13 protein-coding genes are annotated in these 14551 nt (G+C 70.5%); 8 read left to right on the top strand and 5 right to left on the bottom strand.

The annotated features are described in order from the left end of the window. Positions 1 to 169: 169 nt before the first annotated feature. Positions 170 to 1174, bottom strand: a complete 1005-nt coding sequence (locus tag ACQPWZ_RS31715) for an SCO0930 family lipoprotein (protein ID WP_433573072.1) — start codon at positions 1172 to 1174, stop codon at positions 170 to 172. Between the two features lie 443 nt (positions 1175 to 1617). On the opposite strand from ACQPWZ_RS31715, the gene ACQPWZ_RS31710 reads away from it, so the two are divergent. Further along, positions 1618 to 2139, top strand: a complete 522-nt coding sequence (locus ACQPWZ_RS31710; RefSeq protein ID WP_340476699.1) for a hypothetical protein — start codon at positions 1618 to 1620, stop codon at positions 2137 to 2139. Positions 2140 to 2240: 101 nt separating this feature from the next. Here ACQPWZ_RS31710 and ACQPWZ_RS31705 read toward each other — a convergent pair whose 3' ends face one another. Next, positions 2241 to 3083 carry a hypothetical protein gene (locus tag ACQPWZ_RS31705; RefSeq protein WP_433573071.1) on the bottom strand — a complete coding sequence of 281 codons (843 nt, stop codon included), beginning with the start codon at positions 3081 to 3083 and terminating at the stop codon, positions 2241 to 2243. Positions 3084 to 3406: 323 nt separating this feature from the next. On the opposite strand from ACQPWZ_RS31705, the gene ACQPWZ_RS31700 reads away from it, so the two are divergent. After that, the gene (locus ACQPWZ_RS31700; RefSeq protein WP_433573070.1) at positions 3407 to 4060 is read left to right on the top strand and encodes a class F sortase; all 654 of its coding nucleotides are present in this window, start codon (positions 3407 to 3409) and stop codon (positions 4058 to 4060) included. Positions 4061 to 4100: 40 nt separating this feature from the next. Here ACQPWZ_RS31700 and ACQPWZ_RS31695 read toward each other — a convergent pair whose 3' ends face one another. Together ACQPWZ_RS31695 and lysX are read right to left on the bottom strand one after the other, a co-directional pair. Further along, positions 4101 to 4958 (bottom strand): polysaccharide deacetylase family protein, encoded by an 858-nt coding sequence (locus ACQPWZ_RS31695; protein ID WP_383242502.1) that lies wholly within the window; start codon positions 4956 to 4958, stop codon positions 4101 to 4103. 101 nt (positions 4959 to 5059) lie between these two features. After that, positions 5060 to 8368: a bifunctional lysylphosphatidylglycerol synthetase/lysine--tRNA ligase LysX gene (gene lysX, locus ACQPWZ_RS31690; RefSeq protein ID WP_433573069.1), complete on the bottom strand. Its 3309-nt coding sequence runs from the start codon at positions 8366 to 8368 to the stop codon at positions 5060 to 5062. Positions 8369 to 8428: 60 nt separating this feature from the next. Between lysX and ACQPWZ_RS31685 the strand changes: the two genes are divergently transcribed. Together ACQPWZ_RS31685 and ACQPWZ_RS31680 are read left to right on the top strand one after the other, a co-directional pair. Continuing rightward, positions 8429 to 8890, top strand: a complete 462-nt coding sequence (locus ACQPWZ_RS31685) for a universal stress protein (protein ID WP_340476695.1) — start codon at positions 8429 to 8431, stop codon at positions 8888 to 8890. Positions 8891 to 9022: 132 nt separating this feature from the next. After that, a complete protein-coding gene (locus ACQPWZ_RS31680; RefSeq protein WP_433573068.1) occupies positions 9023 to 10459 on the top strand; it encodes an amino acid permease in 1437 nt (478 codons plus the stop codon). Positions 10460 to 10522: 63 nt separating this feature from the next. Here ACQPWZ_RS31680 and ACQPWZ_RS31675 read toward each other — a convergent pair whose 3' ends face one another. Continuing rightward, positions 10523 to 11767, bottom strand: coding sequence for a CapA family protein (locus ACQPWZ_RS31675; RefSeq protein WP_433573067.1), 1245 nt, complete (start codon positions 11765 to 11767; stop codon positions 10523 to 10525). 300 nt (positions 11768 to 12067) lie between these two features. On the opposite strand from ACQPWZ_RS31675, the gene ACQPWZ_RS31670 reads away from it, so the two are divergent. From ACQPWZ_RS31670 to ACQPWZ_RS31655, 4 genes are all read left to right on the top strand, one after another. Beyond that, complete coding sequence (locus tag ACQPWZ_RS31670) at positions 12068 to 12622, top strand: sigma-70 family RNA polymerase sigma factor (protein WP_340476692.1); 555 nt, start codon at positions 12068 to 12070, stop codon at positions 12620 to 12622. Between the two features lie 99 nt (positions 12623 to 12721). Then, complete coding sequence (locus ACQPWZ_RS31665; RefSeq protein ID WP_433573066.1) at positions 12722 to 13480, top strand: hypothetical protein; 759 nt, start codon at positions 12722 to 12724, stop codon at positions 13478 to 13480. Next, positions 13477 to 13863 carry a GntR family transcriptional regulator gene (locus ACQPWZ_RS31660; protein WP_433573065.1) on the top strand — a complete coding sequence of 129 codons (387 nt, stop codon included), beginning with the start codon at positions 13477 to 13479 and terminating at the stop codon, positions 13861 to 13863. The genes ACQPWZ_RS31665 and ACQPWZ_RS31660 overlap by 4 nt, the downstream gene beginning before the upstream one ends. 14 nt (positions 13864 to 13877) lie before the next feature. Next, entirely contained in the window at positions 13878 to 14462 is a 585-nt protein-coding gene (locus ACQPWZ_RS31655; RefSeq protein ID WP_340476689.1) for a TIGR03086 family metal-binding protein, read from the top strand. Positions 14463 to 14551: the final 89 nt, after the last annotated feature.

Genomic DNA, 14551 nt, shown 5'->3' with positions numbered 1-14551 from the left:
TCCATGGCCAGTTGTTCGAGCCGAGGCTACTGATCGCCCGCCAAGAGGGCGAGCCCAAACGGAAATTCGCGGTCCGTTCTTGGTCACACAACAACGCGACGACAACCGGCCCGCCATCACGCGGGGGGCGTGAGACGGGCCGGCTGAGGCCGGAGGCGCTGCGTGGGGACTACTTGGGCGCTCCGACCGGCTTGCCCTCGGGGCTCACCACGTACCAGGTACCGCCGACACCCTGTCCGTTGGTGTCTCCGGGCTTGGCGTCACCCGCGAAGGTGTAGATCGGCCAGCAGTCGATCGTCTGCTGCTTGACGCCGTCGGGGCGGTCGAAGGTGACAAAGCCCTTCTTCAGGATTCCCTTGGTGTCGTTCTTGGAGACGGGGGCGACAACCGGCCACTTCTTGAGGCATTCGCCGGTGCAGGCCGTCTTCATCGGCCATGCGCTGTCCTTCATGAACCGGTAGACCGTCATACCGTTCTTGTCGATGACGATCTCACCGAGCTTGGCGTCCTTGCGGGTGGACAGTCCCGCCTGGTCGGCGGGCTGACCGCCGGCCTCGGCGCCGCCGTCCCCGTAGTCCGCACCGCCACCGGAGCCGGCCGCCGCGCCGCCGCCCGCCTTCTTGCCGTCGGGGGCGGAGGCGTACCAGGTGCCGCCGACGCCCTGGCCCTTGGCGTCGCCCGCCTTGGTGTCCTTGGCGTAGCGGTACATCGGCCAGCCGCCGATGGTGAGCTGCTTGGAGCCGTCGGACCGGGTGACCTCACCGATCAGCGCGGCGTCGATCCCGGGAGCGGCGGAGGCGCCGCCGGCCGCCACCACGGGCCAGGTCTTGGCGCACTCGCCCTCGCAGCTGGACTTCGGCGGGGAGGCGGTGTCCTTGTCGAAGCGGTAGAGCGTGAGACCGGCGCTGTCCGTGACGACCTTGCCGAGTTGCTTGCTGTCCCAGACGGCGAGCTGGCCGGCCGGCTTGGCCGCCGCTCCCTGAGCGTTCGAACCGGCGCCGGAACCGTAGTCGGATCCGTATCCGCCGCTGCCGGGCTGCTGACCTGCCGGGTTGGCCGCACCGACGGCCTGACCGTTGGGCGTCTGCGTACCCTGTTCCTGACCGCACGCCGTCGTCAGCGCGAGTACGGCCGCCGCAGTCACCGCGAGCGAGGCGTTACGCCAGGTGTTCATGTCCACTCCTGTTGTCCTCTGAGCCTGTTGCGACGCCTGGGTGCGCCGTTCATGGCTCTAGGTACGGACAGGGAGCCGCTCAGTGTTCAACGAGGCTGAGAAAATCTTCCGGAGCGCCGATGTGAACGTCCGCGTTCCGCGGGCGGCGGGCATGCGTCCGCGCGGAATGGCTCGATCTCATCCGCCCCACCCGCTGCACCTGTCACACCGTGATGCCCCGCACCGGCGGCCGCACGGAGCGGGAGCTCCCTTCCCATCCGGCACCGGCCCGGACCGCGCGACACGCCCACATGTCCTCCAACCGGGGGAACGAATAACCCATTCGCCGGACAGCGATCGCGTCGCGCACCCCTGACTCCTAGCGTTTCGCCCATCGAGGGGCATTCTCTGCCTTTTGTGGAAATCGGTTCCGCGCCTGCTCCTCGGGGACCGGAGGATTCACCATGCGCGCGATACGTGCCGCAACAGCCACTCTGCTGGGAGCGGCTTCTCTCGCCCTGACCGCCCCCTTCGCGGTGGCCGACGACGACGCCAAGCAGACCTCGCCGCTTTTCACCGTCAGCCCCTCGACGGTCTCCGCGGGCGGGCGTGTCAATCTGTCCGCCAGCGGCTGCGACACCACGGCCTATGCCTCGTCAGGCGTCTTCGACGCCGTGACCATCCAGCCCGGCACCTCCGCCTCCGCCGTGGTGGACTCCGACGTCAAGCCGGGTGCCCAGTACTCCGTCCAGTTCAACTGCGGCAATGACCGGGGCACCTTCAACCTCACCATCGCGGGCGGCCGCTCCACCCCGACGACCGGCTCCACCGTCACCACGACGCCTCAGGGTGTCCAGGGCGGGCTCGGCGGCAGTGTCGGAGGCCTGGACCGCGGCGAGATCGCCGCGGGCGCCGGACTCGTCCTGGCCGCCGCCACCGCGACCGTCTTCGTTCTCCGCAGGCGGGTGTCCGACCGCCGGCACTGACCGGCACGCCACTCCCCCGTACCGTCAACGCCCGTCGCCCCGAGTCCTGGTCAGGACTCGGGGCGACGGGCGGTTCCGCTCGACCGGGGAGGTCCGGCCGGTCAGGCCTTGCCGCTGATCGTGCGGCGGCGACGGGCGATGAACAGCGTGCCGCCGACGGCCGCCGTGACGACGAGGCCCGCTCCGACCGCCATCTCGGCCGAGCTGGGCGCGACCGAGCCGCCGAGACCACCCTGCGCGCCCCTGCCCGTGAGAACGGTGAACTGCGCCGTCGCCACCGTCTGATTGTTGTTGTTGTTGAAGTTGTTGTTGTTGAAGTTGTCGTTGTTGTTCTGGTTGTTGCCGCTGTTGTTCTGGTTGTTGCCCTGGTTGTTGTGGTTGTTGTTGTTCTGGTTGTTGCCCTGATTGTTGCCGTTGTTGTGGTTGTTGTTGCCCTGGTTGTTGTTGCCCTGGTTGTTTCCGTTGCCGTTGCCGTTGCCGTTGCCGTTGTTGTTGCCGTTGCCCTGGTTGTTGTTGCCGCCGTTGTCGTTGCCATTGCCGCGGTCGTTGTTGTTGCCGCGGTCGTTGTCGTTGCCGCGGTCGTCGTTGCCGTTGTAGTTGTTGCTGCTGCCCTTGTTACCGACAGCGTTGTTGCACCGGACGGCCAGGTTGTACTGGCCCGGCGAGGCGTTGTCGTTGATCCGGGCGATCGCCGTCGCGACACCGCCCCGGTTCTCCGAGAGGTTGACCTGACGGAAGGCGTTGGACGTCACCGTGCCGCCCCGGTTGCAGCCCCGGACGCTGATCGTCAGCGTGCCGCCCTGGTGGACCGACCGCGGGTTGACGGAGACGCTGATCGGGCTGTTGCCATTGCTGCTGTCACCGCCGGCGGCGGCCAGCGGGGCAGACAGCCCGACGGCCACGCACGCGGCCGCGGCCACTGCGAGAGTGCGTGAAGCACGCATCGTGAACCTCCAGCGGAAGACGCTCCGAAGCGGCGCCCCGGGAAATTCGACGAGTACGCCTTCCATGACGAACCCTCACCGTGTGCACCTTTCTCCGCATTTCGACGCTGGTCCACCCCGGTGAGACGACACGCCGACGACACACCCTCGCGACTGACGGACCCGCAGGTCACAGACCGTCAGAAGTTTTATCGGCCCGGTGACACGGATGGGTCACCCCGACTGGCCCTCGCCACCCGTTCGCCCTTCCCTCCTCGCCAGTCCCGTGACGCTCACTTAGCGTGCCTAGCAGGCGCCTGGAAAAGATGACAAGAGGGAGAATCATGGGCGAGGACTACAACGGCTCGGCGTCGAGGAAACGCTCGCCCTGGGGCGTGGTGGCCCTGGTGATGCTCACGGGGATCGCGATGATGAAGAACGGCATCGACGTCGGCCTGGGTCCGCCCCAGCCGGCCGCGGCGGCGTCACTCGCCCGGCCCAGCGGCGAGACGTTCACCCCGCTCCTCACCCCGAAGGCCCTCAGCTACGCCCCCGCGGCCCGGGTGCACATCCCCTCGATCGAGGTCGACGCACCGATCATGAACGTCGGCCTGGATTCCGACGGCTGGATCGAGGCACCGCCGCCCGAGGACCCGAACATGGCCGGCTGGTACCAGAACGGTGTCGCCCCGGGCCAGCGTGGGACCGCGGTCGTCGTCGGCCATGTCGACAACCTCTCGGGCCCGGCCGTCTTCTACGGCCTCGGTTCGCTCGAGAAGGGCGGGCGGATCGAGGTGAGCCGGTTCGACGGCAAGACGGCCGTCTTCGAGGTGTATGGCGTGGAGGTGTTCTCCAAGGAGGACTTCCCCGGCAGCCGCGTCTACGGCGACACCGGCTACGCCGAACTGCGGGTCATCACCTGCGGCGGCGGCTACTCGAAGACGCAGGGCTACGACGGGAACGTCGTCGTGTTCGCACGGATGGTCAAGTCCCTCTGACCTCCGGCGCCCTGCGCTTCGGGCAGCCGCCACCGGCCGCTCAGCGCCGGGGGACGGTGATCCGGTACCCGTCGTCCAGCAGCTTCGGCAGATAGCTGCGCAGGGCCGCCACGCTCTGCGCGCGGTCGCCGCCCGCGTCGTGGGAGAGGACCACCACACCGGGCCCGGCACCCTCCATCACCCGGCGCACGATCGTCCTCGTGCCGGGCTCGGTCCAGTCGAGCGTGTCGACCGTCCAGGCCAGCGGCTCCATGCCGAGTTCGGCGCCGATCTCGAAGGAGTGCTTGTTCCAGGCCCCGAAAGGGGCCCGGTACCAGAGCGGCGGGGTGCCGAGCACGTCCTCGATCACCTCGCTGGTGCGGCCCAGTTCACTGCGGATGCCGGACGGCGGCAGCTTCGTGATCAGCGGATGGGACCATGAGTGGTTGCCCACCACATGACCGTCGTCGGCCATCCTGCGGAGCAGATCACGGTTGTCGGTGGCCATCTCGCCGCAGACGAAGAACATCGCGCGCACGTCGTACTCGCGCAGGGTGCGCAGGATGTCCGGGGTGTAGCGCGGGTCGGGGCCGTCGTCGAAGGTCAGGACCATGGTCCGGCCGGCCTCCGACATCCTGAGGAAGGGGCGCTGACGCACCGGCGGGAGGGCCCGCCGGTACCTCGGCGGGGCGTACGCCGTCATGGGCTGCAGCCGGTACCCGGATGCCCGGACGGACGGACCGGCGGCCGCCCGGGGGCCGGAGGCGATCTGGGGGCCGCCCGCCGGGCGGGTGGCGGCCGCCCCGCCCGATGTCCCCGACCGTTCGGTGACGAGCAGCCCCGCCGTGGCGGCAGCGCCGAGACAGGCGACGATGCGGAGCGCCGACCGACGCCCCGGAAGCATCTGATCCTTTTTCATGACCAACTGCTCGCACGGCTCTTGGGCGGCACGCTGTAGCAACACGCGAGCGGTCGCGAAAGTACCCGTTCGAGGCGGGCTGTACGGACAGACGGACGAGATCAGTTCCGGCGTACGAGAGGGAACGGTAGCGTCTCGCGAATGGTCAGTCCGGTGAGGAACATGACGAGCCGGTCGACGCCGATGCCCAGTCCCCCGGTCGGCGGCATCGCGTACTCCAGCGCGTCCAGGAAGTCCTCGTCGATCTCCATGGCCTCCGGGTCGCCACCCGCCGCGAGCAGGGACTGAGCGGTGAGCCTGCGCCGCTGTTCCACCGGATCGGTCAGCTCCGAGTAGGCGGTGCCCAGTTCCGTACCGAAGGCGACCAGGTCCCACCGCTCCGCGAGCCGCGGGTCGCGCCGGTGCTGCCGGGTCAGCGGCGAGACATCGGTCGGGAAGTCCTTGTAGAAGGTCGGCATCAGGGTCCGCTCCTCGACCAGGCGCTCGTACATCTCCAGCACCACGTCGCCGCGGGTGTCGTCCGGCGTGTGCGGCACTCCCGCTCCGTCGCACAGCCGGCGCAGCTCGGTCTCCTCGGTGTCGGCGTCGATCTCCTCGCCGAGCGCCTCGGACACCGCTCCGTAGAGCGTCTTGACCGGCCACGGGCCGGAGATGTCGTGTTCGACGAGCTTGCCGTCGCGGTCCGCCTTGTGGGCGACGGGCGAGCCGAAGGCGGCGGTCGCCGCGCCCTGGATGAGTTCCCGGGTCAGATCGAGCATCACGTCGTAGTCGGCGAAGGCCTGGTAGGCCTCCAGCATCGTGAACTCGGGATTGTGCTTGTAGGAGACGCCTTCGTTGCGGAAGGTACGGCCCATCTCGAAGACCTTCTCCATGCCGCCGACGCACAGCCGCTTCAGATACAGCTCGGGCGCGATACGGAGGTAGAGGTCGAGGTCGTAGGCGTTGATGTGGGTGGTGAAGGGGCGGGCGTTGGCGCCGCCGTGGATCTGCTGGAGCATCGGGGTCTCGACCTCGAGGTAACCGCGCTCCAGGAGCCCCTGGCGCAGTGCCTGGACCGCGGTGGAACGCCGGCGTACGACGTCCCGTGCGTCCGGGCTCGACACCAGGTCCAGATAGCGGCGGCGGACACGGGCCTCGGGGTCGGCGAGACCGCGCCGCTTGTCGGGCAGCGGGCGCAGGCACTTGCCGGTCAGCCGCCAGTCCGTCACGAAGACCGACAGCTCGCCCTTGTCGCTGGCGCCGACCTCGCCGGTCGCGGTGATGTGGTCGCCGATGTCGATGTCGGAGGTGAAGGACCCCAGCACCTGTGCCCCGGTGCCGTCCCGGGTGAAGGCGAGCTGGAGGTCACCGGACCAGTCGCGCAGTACGGCGAAGACGACGCCGCCGAGGTCGCGTACGACCATGACCCGGCCCGCGACCGTCACCGTGGTGCCCGTCCGGCTTCCGGGTACCGGAGCGGGATGAGCGGCGCGGATCGCGGCGAGGGTGTCGGTGCGCGGGGGGACGCCGACGGGGTACGGATCGGTGCCCGCCTCCCGCAGCCGCTCCAGCTTGCTGTGGCGGACGCGCACCTGGTCGGGCAGCCGCCTTTCCCTCTCCTCCGCGGGTGAGTCCGGGCCCACGAGCCCCAGCGCCTCGATGGCGGGCAGGCCCTCCGTGGTGACCGGCTTGGTGACGCCGGCGCGGGCGCCCGGCCGGCCTCGGCCGAAGCGCTTGCGCAGGCTCGGGACGGAGACGAAGCCCTCGGCGATGCCCGAGGCGAGACCGACCCGGGCGAGCGAGCCCGCGTCGCCGAAGCAGAGGAAGCGCGGGAACCATTCCGGCTGGTACTTCACGTTCGACCGGTAGAGGGCCTCCAGCTGCCACCACTTGGAGAAGATGAGCAGCAGTCTGCGCCACATCCGCAGGACGGGGCCCGCACCGATGCGGGCGCCCTCCTCGAAGGCCGACCGGAAGACGGCGAAGTTGAGGGAGATGCGGCGTACGCCGAGCTTCGCGGCCTCCCCGCAGAGTTCGGCGACCATGAACTCCATGACGCCGTTGGGTGCGGTGCGGTCGCGGCGCATCAGGTCGAGCGAGATGCCGTCCCTCCCCCAGGGCACGAAGGAGAGCAGGGCGGTCAGGCGGTCTTCGCCGTCGAAGGCCTCGACGAGCAGACAGTCGCCGTCGGCGGGGTCGCCGAGCCGGTCGAGCGCCATGGAGAAGCCGCGTTCGGTCTCGGTGTCCCGCCACGCGTCGGCCTTGTCGACGACGCGGCGCATCTCCTCGTCGGTGAGGGTGGAGTGCCGGCGGATGCGCGTGGTCGCCCCGGTCCGCTTCACCCGGTTGACGGCCTGCCGGGTGACCCGCATATCGCGGCCGTTCAGGTCGAAGCGGGCGACCTGGAGGATCGCCTCGTCACCGAGCTGGATCGCGCCGAGCCCGGCGCGGGCGAACATCTTCGCGCCGTCCTCGGACGCGCCCATCACGGCCGGTGCCCAGGCGTGGCGCTTGGCCACCGCCAGCCAGGCGTCGATGGCCTGCCGCCAGGCGCCGTGGTCCCCCACCGGGTCTCCGCTGGCCAGCGCCACGCCCGTCTCGACGCGGTAGGTGACCGCGGCCTTGCCGTTGGGCGAGAAGACGACGGCCTTGTCGCGGCGGGTGGCGAAGTAGCCGAGCGAGTCCTGGGAGCCGTAGGCGCCGAGGAGGGCGCGGATCCGGTCCTCCTCGTCGCCGTGCAGCGCGGCTTCCATGCGCTGCGAGCGGAAGAGCGTGGCCGCGGCGCAGAGCAGGGCGATCGCGCCGAACAGACCGAGCAGGAAGGAGAGCCCGCGCGGTGGGGTGCCGTCGAACTGGCCGGCGGAGGCAAGCCCGCCGAGCACCCGGTTGGCGGACCAGACCAGCCGCTGGGACTGCGGCAGGGAGCCCGGGAACAGCTCGACCAGTCCCCAGCCGGCGAGAATGCCGGCGGCCAGCCCGAGGACGAGGACCATCAGCGCCCGGCGCAGGGAGCCGCGTCTGGTCCTGGCGTAGAACTCTCCGCGGGCCGCGACGAGCACGCCCAGCGCGAGTGCGCACAGCACGAGGTTGGCGACCCAGCCCCATTCGCGGTCGAAGGCCACGCCCAGGATGTCGGTGAGCAGCACCAGCGACAGATAGACGACCACCAGCCACCAGGCGGTCTTCTTGCGGGCGCCGACGGCCGCGGCGAGCAGCAGCAGGAAGACGGCATAGGCGAGGTTCGCGCTGACGGGGACGGCGACCTGGTCGATGAAGCGCGAGACGGGCGAGAGCAGGCGACGCAGGGGCGGGATGAGTGAGATGAGGATGCAGTACACACCCAGCAGGCCGAAGAAGATCGCGAACGCGTTCGGGACCCGGCTCAGCAACGAGCCGCGTGCCTGAGAGGGCTCCTGCACGGTGACACTCATGATCAGACTGTACGGAGACCGGCCACGGCCCGCCTCTCGGGAGCGGATAGCCTCGGCTGTGTGACTGAGCAGCGACCTCACCGTTTCGAGCGCGGCACCGACGGCCCGAAGGTCATCGTCGCCGGTGTGGACGGTTCCGACTCCTCCCTGCGGGCAGCGGCTTACGCCAGTGGTCTGGCCCGCCGCCAGAACGCCCTGCTGGCGGTCGTGTACGTCCAGCCGGTGATGTCGACCGGCGCGGCGCTGGGGGTGCCGATGGCGGACACCACCGAGGAGATAGCGCAGGGGCTGGTGGCCGAGATCCGGTCGGCCGCCGAGCGCGTCCGGGAGATCTGGGAGGTGCGCTGGGAGTTCCACACCTTCCGCGGCGATCCCTACAGCGGTCTGGTGAGGGCCGCCGACGAGCTGAAGGCGGACGCCGTCGTCGTCGGGGCGTCGGAGTCGGCCGGTCACCGCTTCATCGGCTCGGTGGCTCTGCGGCTGGTCAAGGCCGGACGCTGGCCCGTCACCGTTGTTCCCTGACCTCCCCCTCGACCGTCCGGTGGTCACTGCGGAGTGCTCGGCTCCGGATTCCGCCCGGCGCCTTCCGTCCCTGCCGGACCTGCACCATCATGAGCCGCCATCGGTCCCACCAGACCTTCGGAGAGGTGAGTCATGGCAGGCCTGTGGTCAGGACAGGGCGTACTGCGGCGCAAGCCCATCGACCATATCGAGGAAGGCGGCACGGCCGAACAGCTCACCAGAACGCTCGGCCTGTGGCAGCTGACCGCGATCGGTGTCGGCGGCATCATCGGAGCCGGCATCTTCACCCTCGCGGGCACGGTCGCCAACGGCACGGCGGGTCCCGCGGTCCTCATCTCGTTCCTGATCGCCGGTGTGGCGAGTGCGGCTGCGGCCTTCTCCTACGCCGAGTTCGCGGGGCTCATCCCGAAAGCGGGGTCCGCGTACACCTACGGCTATGCGGTACTCGGCGAACTGGCGGGCTGGTTCATCGGGTGGGATCTCCTGCTGGAATACACGGCGATCGTGGCGGTCGTCGCCATCGGCATCTCGGGCTACTTCAACTTCCTGCTCGGCGAGACGGGTGCCGAGCTGCCGAACTGGATGCTGGGTGCGCCCGGCACGGGTGACGGACACCGGATCGACCTGTTCGCCGCGATCCTGTGTCTGCTGATCGCCTGTCTCCTCAACCTCGGCATCAAGAACGCGGCCCGCTTCGAGACGGTCGTGGTGGTGCTGAAGGTCCTGGTCGTGCTGCTGGTGATCGGTGTCGGCATGTTCCACATCGAGACCGCGAACTACAACCCCTTCTTCCCGTTCGGGGTGAGCGGAGCGTTCACCGGCGCGGCGACGGTCTTCTTCGCGGTCTTCGGCTACGACGCCATGTCGACCGCGGCCGAGGAGTCCAAGGACGCCCAGCGCCACATGCCGAAGGCGATCCTGTACTCGCTGGCGATCTCGATGGTGCTGTACGTCCTTGCGTGCCTGGTGCTGACGGGTATGCAGAACTACAAGGACATCGACCCGGAGAGCGGCTTCTCGACGGCCTTCAAGTCGGTCGGCCTGGGAGGTCTGGCGGACGTCATCGCCGTCGGCGCCATCATCGGCATCCTCACCGTCATGTTCACGTTCATGCTGGGCGTGACCCGTGTCTGGTTCTCGATGAGCCGCGACGGACTGCTGCCCAAGTGGTTCGCCAAAACGCATCCGACACGGCACGTTCCGACCCGCGTGACCTGGATCGTCGGTGTGGCGTCGGCGGCGATCGCCGGCTTCCTGCCGATCGGCGAGGCGGCGGAACTGACCAACATCGGCATTCTGCTGGCGTTCGTGGTCGTGTGTGTGGCGATCATCGTGCTGCGCTATCGGCGACCGGATCTGCCGCGTACGTTCCGCTGCCCGGGTATGCCGTTCGTCCCGGCGATCGGTGTGGTGTTCTCGATCTGGCTCATCACCTTCCTGGCCTGGCACACCTGGGTCCGCTTCGCGGTGTGGCTGCTGATCGGCCTGGTCATCTACTTCGCGTACTCCTACCGGAAGTCGGATCTGGCGACGTCTCAGAATGCCGGGAAGGAGGACGGGTTGCGCTGAGGTACCGGGACCGCGCCGGGCGGTCGTGCTCGGCGGGCGGGGAGCGCAGATGGCCTCGCCCGCTCAGCGGCCCATCGTCAGACCGTCCGCCGCCGCGCCGCGGCTGAGCACGGCGGCGCTCACGGCCTCCTTCGCCTCCACGCGCTCATCACGGTCCGCGCCCTTCGCCGGCGCGCCCGCCGTGTTCACCACGCGGCCCGCGGCGGCGTCCATCCACTGCGGGACGAACTCGGCCTTCGCCACCTCCCAGCGTTCTCCGGGACGGGCGGGCGGCGCGAAGGTGAAGCGGCCGATGGTCGCACGGTCACCGCGGGGGTCACGCTGCCCGTCGTGGCCGGCTCCGACCCCGGCTCCGGCGAGCTGGTCGCCCGTCCCGTAGACCACCCAGGTGCCGTTGACCTTCTCGTACGCCTGCGGGACGTGCGCGTGGGCGCCCACGATCAGGTCGATGTCCGGGCGTCCCGCGGTCTTCGAGGCGGTGAGCGCGCCGGCGAGCGCCAGTTGCCGTTCGTCGGGGGCGGTCTGCCATGCGGTGCCCCAGTGCAGGCTGACCAGGACGACGTCGGCGCCCGCTCTCCGGGCGGCCCGGACGTCGGCGATGATCCGCTCCTCGTCGATCAGCGCGACCGCCCAGGGCTGCCCCCCGGGGTGCTGGGCGGCATCCAGGCCGTAGGTGTAGGCCAGCTGGGCAACCCTGGCACCGCCTGCTTTCAGCCACGCGGGCTCGCGTGCCTCGGCGGCGGTACGGGCGGTGCCGGTGTGTCTGATGCCGGCGTTGTCCAGTGCTTCCAGCGTGCGTTCGACGCCTGCGGCGCCGTCCGTCAGGGCGTGGTCGGAGGCCGTGGAACAGGCGTCGTAGCCGATGGCCGCGAGGTTCTTCGCGAGCTGGGGCGGGGACGTGACGGCAGCGCGACCCCCTGCGTCGCCGCCCTGTTCCTCCACCGCCGAGAACACCGTCTCCAGATGGCAGATCGCCAGGTCCGCAGCGGAGACGACCGGCCGTACACCGGCGAGCACCGGGCGGAAGTCGTAGCCGTCGCCGCGGACGCGGGCCTGTCGGACGACCGCGCCGTGCGGCAGGACGCCACCGCCGGCGACGAGGGTGAAGCGCCGCTCGGGTGCCGCGCCGCCCGCGGCCGAGGGGGCGGACGCGGGCCGCTCGGAGCAAGCGTCCGCGGACCAGGGGCCGCCGCCGGGCCCGGCGCAGGCGGCCGTCGCCCCGAGCAGTACGGCGGCGACCGCCGTCGCTCCTCGTCGCGTGAGCGGCGTCGCGAGCGGGGTGGAGCCCTGTTGCGGGCGGCGTGCCATGGAGTGCTCCCGACCAATGCGAACCGGCGTGATACGGCACACCGAATGCATCGTCCGTGCCCGGGCGCGTCAAGCGACCCGGCCGAGCGGGTCACTGGATCGGACCTGATCCCGGGCCGATCCCGAGCCTGGTCCCCGGCCGGTTCACCGGCCGTCGGTATCCGGCCACCCGCTCACCGCACCATTCGTCGCTCCGAGCGACCGCTCGCCGAAGACAGTGGTGCGCCGTCTGTCCCTTCGCGCCCGGATGCGTTCGTATACGCCACGTAGCAGCGACCTCCGCGCGAAAGGGTGTTGGCAATGGCGACGGCAACCGTGACCGCTTCCGCGACGACCGACGAGCGGGCCATGGCGGACCTGCAACGCGAGCACGGCCCCGCTCTGCTCAGCTTCCTCCAGGGCCTCACCTACGGGGACCAGCAGCGCGCGGAGGACCTGCTCCAGGAGACCCTGGTCCGCGCCTGGCAGCACCCGGAGGCCTTCGAGGGTCCGTACGAGTCGATGCGGCCGTGGCTCTTCACGGTCGGCCGCCGCCTCGCCATCGACGCACGCCGCTCCCGTCTCGCCCGACCGACCGAGATCGGCGACGGGGTCCTCGCCACCACCCCCGATCCGGCGGACGTCACCGAGACGGCCGTCGCCGCCCTCGACGTCCGCGCGGCGGTCGAGTCGCTGAGCCCCGAGCACCAGGCGGTGCTGGTCCGGATCTACTTCGAGGGACTGAGCGTCAACGAGGCCGCGGAGTCGCTCGGGATACCTCCGGGGACGGTCAAGTCCCGTTCGTACTACGCGCTGCGGGCCCTCGCCCGCTGCCTCCCCGGCTACGCACGCCCACGCCCGAGCGTCAGGCGCTGACCCCAGCGCCATGCGTATCAGTCGCTTGACACAGTTGCCCTCCAGGCGACAGATTGTCTCAAGTGATTGATACGCATGGCCGGCCATCAGGGGGTTCGCATGTCCACCACTCCGGAGCTCCGCACCGACTGGCGCAGCTGGATCGACACCCCGGTCCGCTGGGCCGGGCTCGCCGCAGGTGTCGTGGTCAACAGGCTCGTCACCTTCAGCCCCGAGTCGGACGTCGACCTGCTCTACGCCATCCCCGTCCTCGGGATCTGCGCCGTCGGCGGTGTGCTTCTCGCGGACGTGGTCGCCCATCCGGCGGCGCGCGGAGTGCGGCAGGCCTCGGTGACCCCCCGCCGGATACGTGACCACATCCCGCGCGGGCTGGCGTCGACCCTGCTCGTGCAGGCTCTGCTGCTCGTCGTCCTCCTGGTCGTCGCCGTCGCGACCGCCTCCACCGACGCCGCCGGGCACGCGGGCCGCGCCGTCGCCGCCGCCTGCGGCGGACGGGACCAGCTGGTGGGGCCGTGGCCCGGGCCGTACTACGCCTGGCCGGTGCTCGGAGGACTCGCCGTCGGGACCGCGGTGTGCGCCGCGACGCTCCGGCGCATCACGATGCGAGCGGCCGACGACGAGCAGCGCCGGGTCAGGGCGCGCGCGACGGTCGGCGCGTGGGGGCTGCTGACGGCAGCACCGTTGTTCGCCGTGTCGCTGACCATGGCGACGGCGATGCTCAGCCTGAGCTGTGGTGGTTGGATGGAGACCGTGAGCCTCTGGGGCCTCGGAATCGTCGCGTTCGTCTCGGCACTGACCGCCGGCTGGTGCCTGGGCGCCCTCCTGCTGCCGCAGGCGCACATCAAGGAGCGTCCGTGACGGCCACCGGCCTGACGATCCGGGTCGACCCGGCCACACCCGTGCCCCCGTACGAGCAGATCAGACAGCAGTTCGCCGATCTCATCGCGGTCGGGCGGATGCGCGAGGGCGACAGGCTGCCTCCGGTGCGCCAGCTCGCCTCCGACCTCGGTCTCGCCAACAACACCGTGGTCCGCGCCTACCGGGAACTCGAGTCGGCCGGGCTGGTGCACAGCCGGCGCGGCTCCGGCACCCGCGTCGCCGCCGTCGCGACCGGCCCCGACGCCGCCACCCGGCTCGCCGACCACGCCCGCCACTTCGCCGTCGCCGCCAGGAACCTCGGGGTCACCGACGAAGACGCCCTGACCGCCGTGCGCCACGCGCTCGCCACACCCGACGGCTGAGAGGAACCCGGCCGATGACCGACATCGCCGACCGATACCGCAGACACGCCGACGACTTCGAGAGCAAGGTCGCCGCCGTCCGGCCCGAGCAGTGGGACAACCCGTCGCCGTGCGCCCGCTGGTCCGCCCGCGACGTCGTCGGACACATCGTCGTGATGCACGGCGTCATGCTGCGCCCGCTCGGCCGCCGTCCCTCCCGCGCGCCGTCCGTCGAGAAGGACCCCCTCGCCGCCTTCCGGGCCGCACGCGCCGATGTCGAGGCCGTGCTCGACGACCCCGGACTCGCGGCGGCTCCCTGCGAGACGCCCAGCGGGCCGCTGACGGCCGAGCAGCACATCGACCGGGTCGTCAGTGACGACCTGGTGCTGCACGGCTGGGACTTGGCGCGGGCCACCGGCCAGGACGAGACGATGCCCGCCGACGACGTCGAGCGGATGTGGCGCGGCACCTCCGCGATCCCGGCCGAGGTGATGGAGAAGTTCCGGACACCCGGCGCGTTCGGTCCGGGGGTGGAGGTCTTCGGCGCCGAGGTGCCCGTCCCCGAGGACGCTCCCCTCCAGGACCGGCTCCTCGGACTCATCGGACGCGATCCTCGCTGAGACGCCTGCCGTACGGCACGAGCCGCCCGCTCCCTTCCGGAGCGGGCGTCGTCGTACCGCCCCACGGCGGACTCCAAACCTCGGCGGCG

Origin of the sequence: Streptomyces sp. CA-251247, assembly GCF_050952975.1 — a bacterium.
GTDB classification, from domain to species: Bacteria; Actinomycetota; Actinomycetes; order Streptomycetales; family Streptomycetaceae; genus Streptomyces; species Streptomyces achmelvichensis.
The sequence above is the reverse complement of the archived record's forward strand: the minus strand, read 5'-3'. Positions and strand labels throughout refer to the sequence as shown.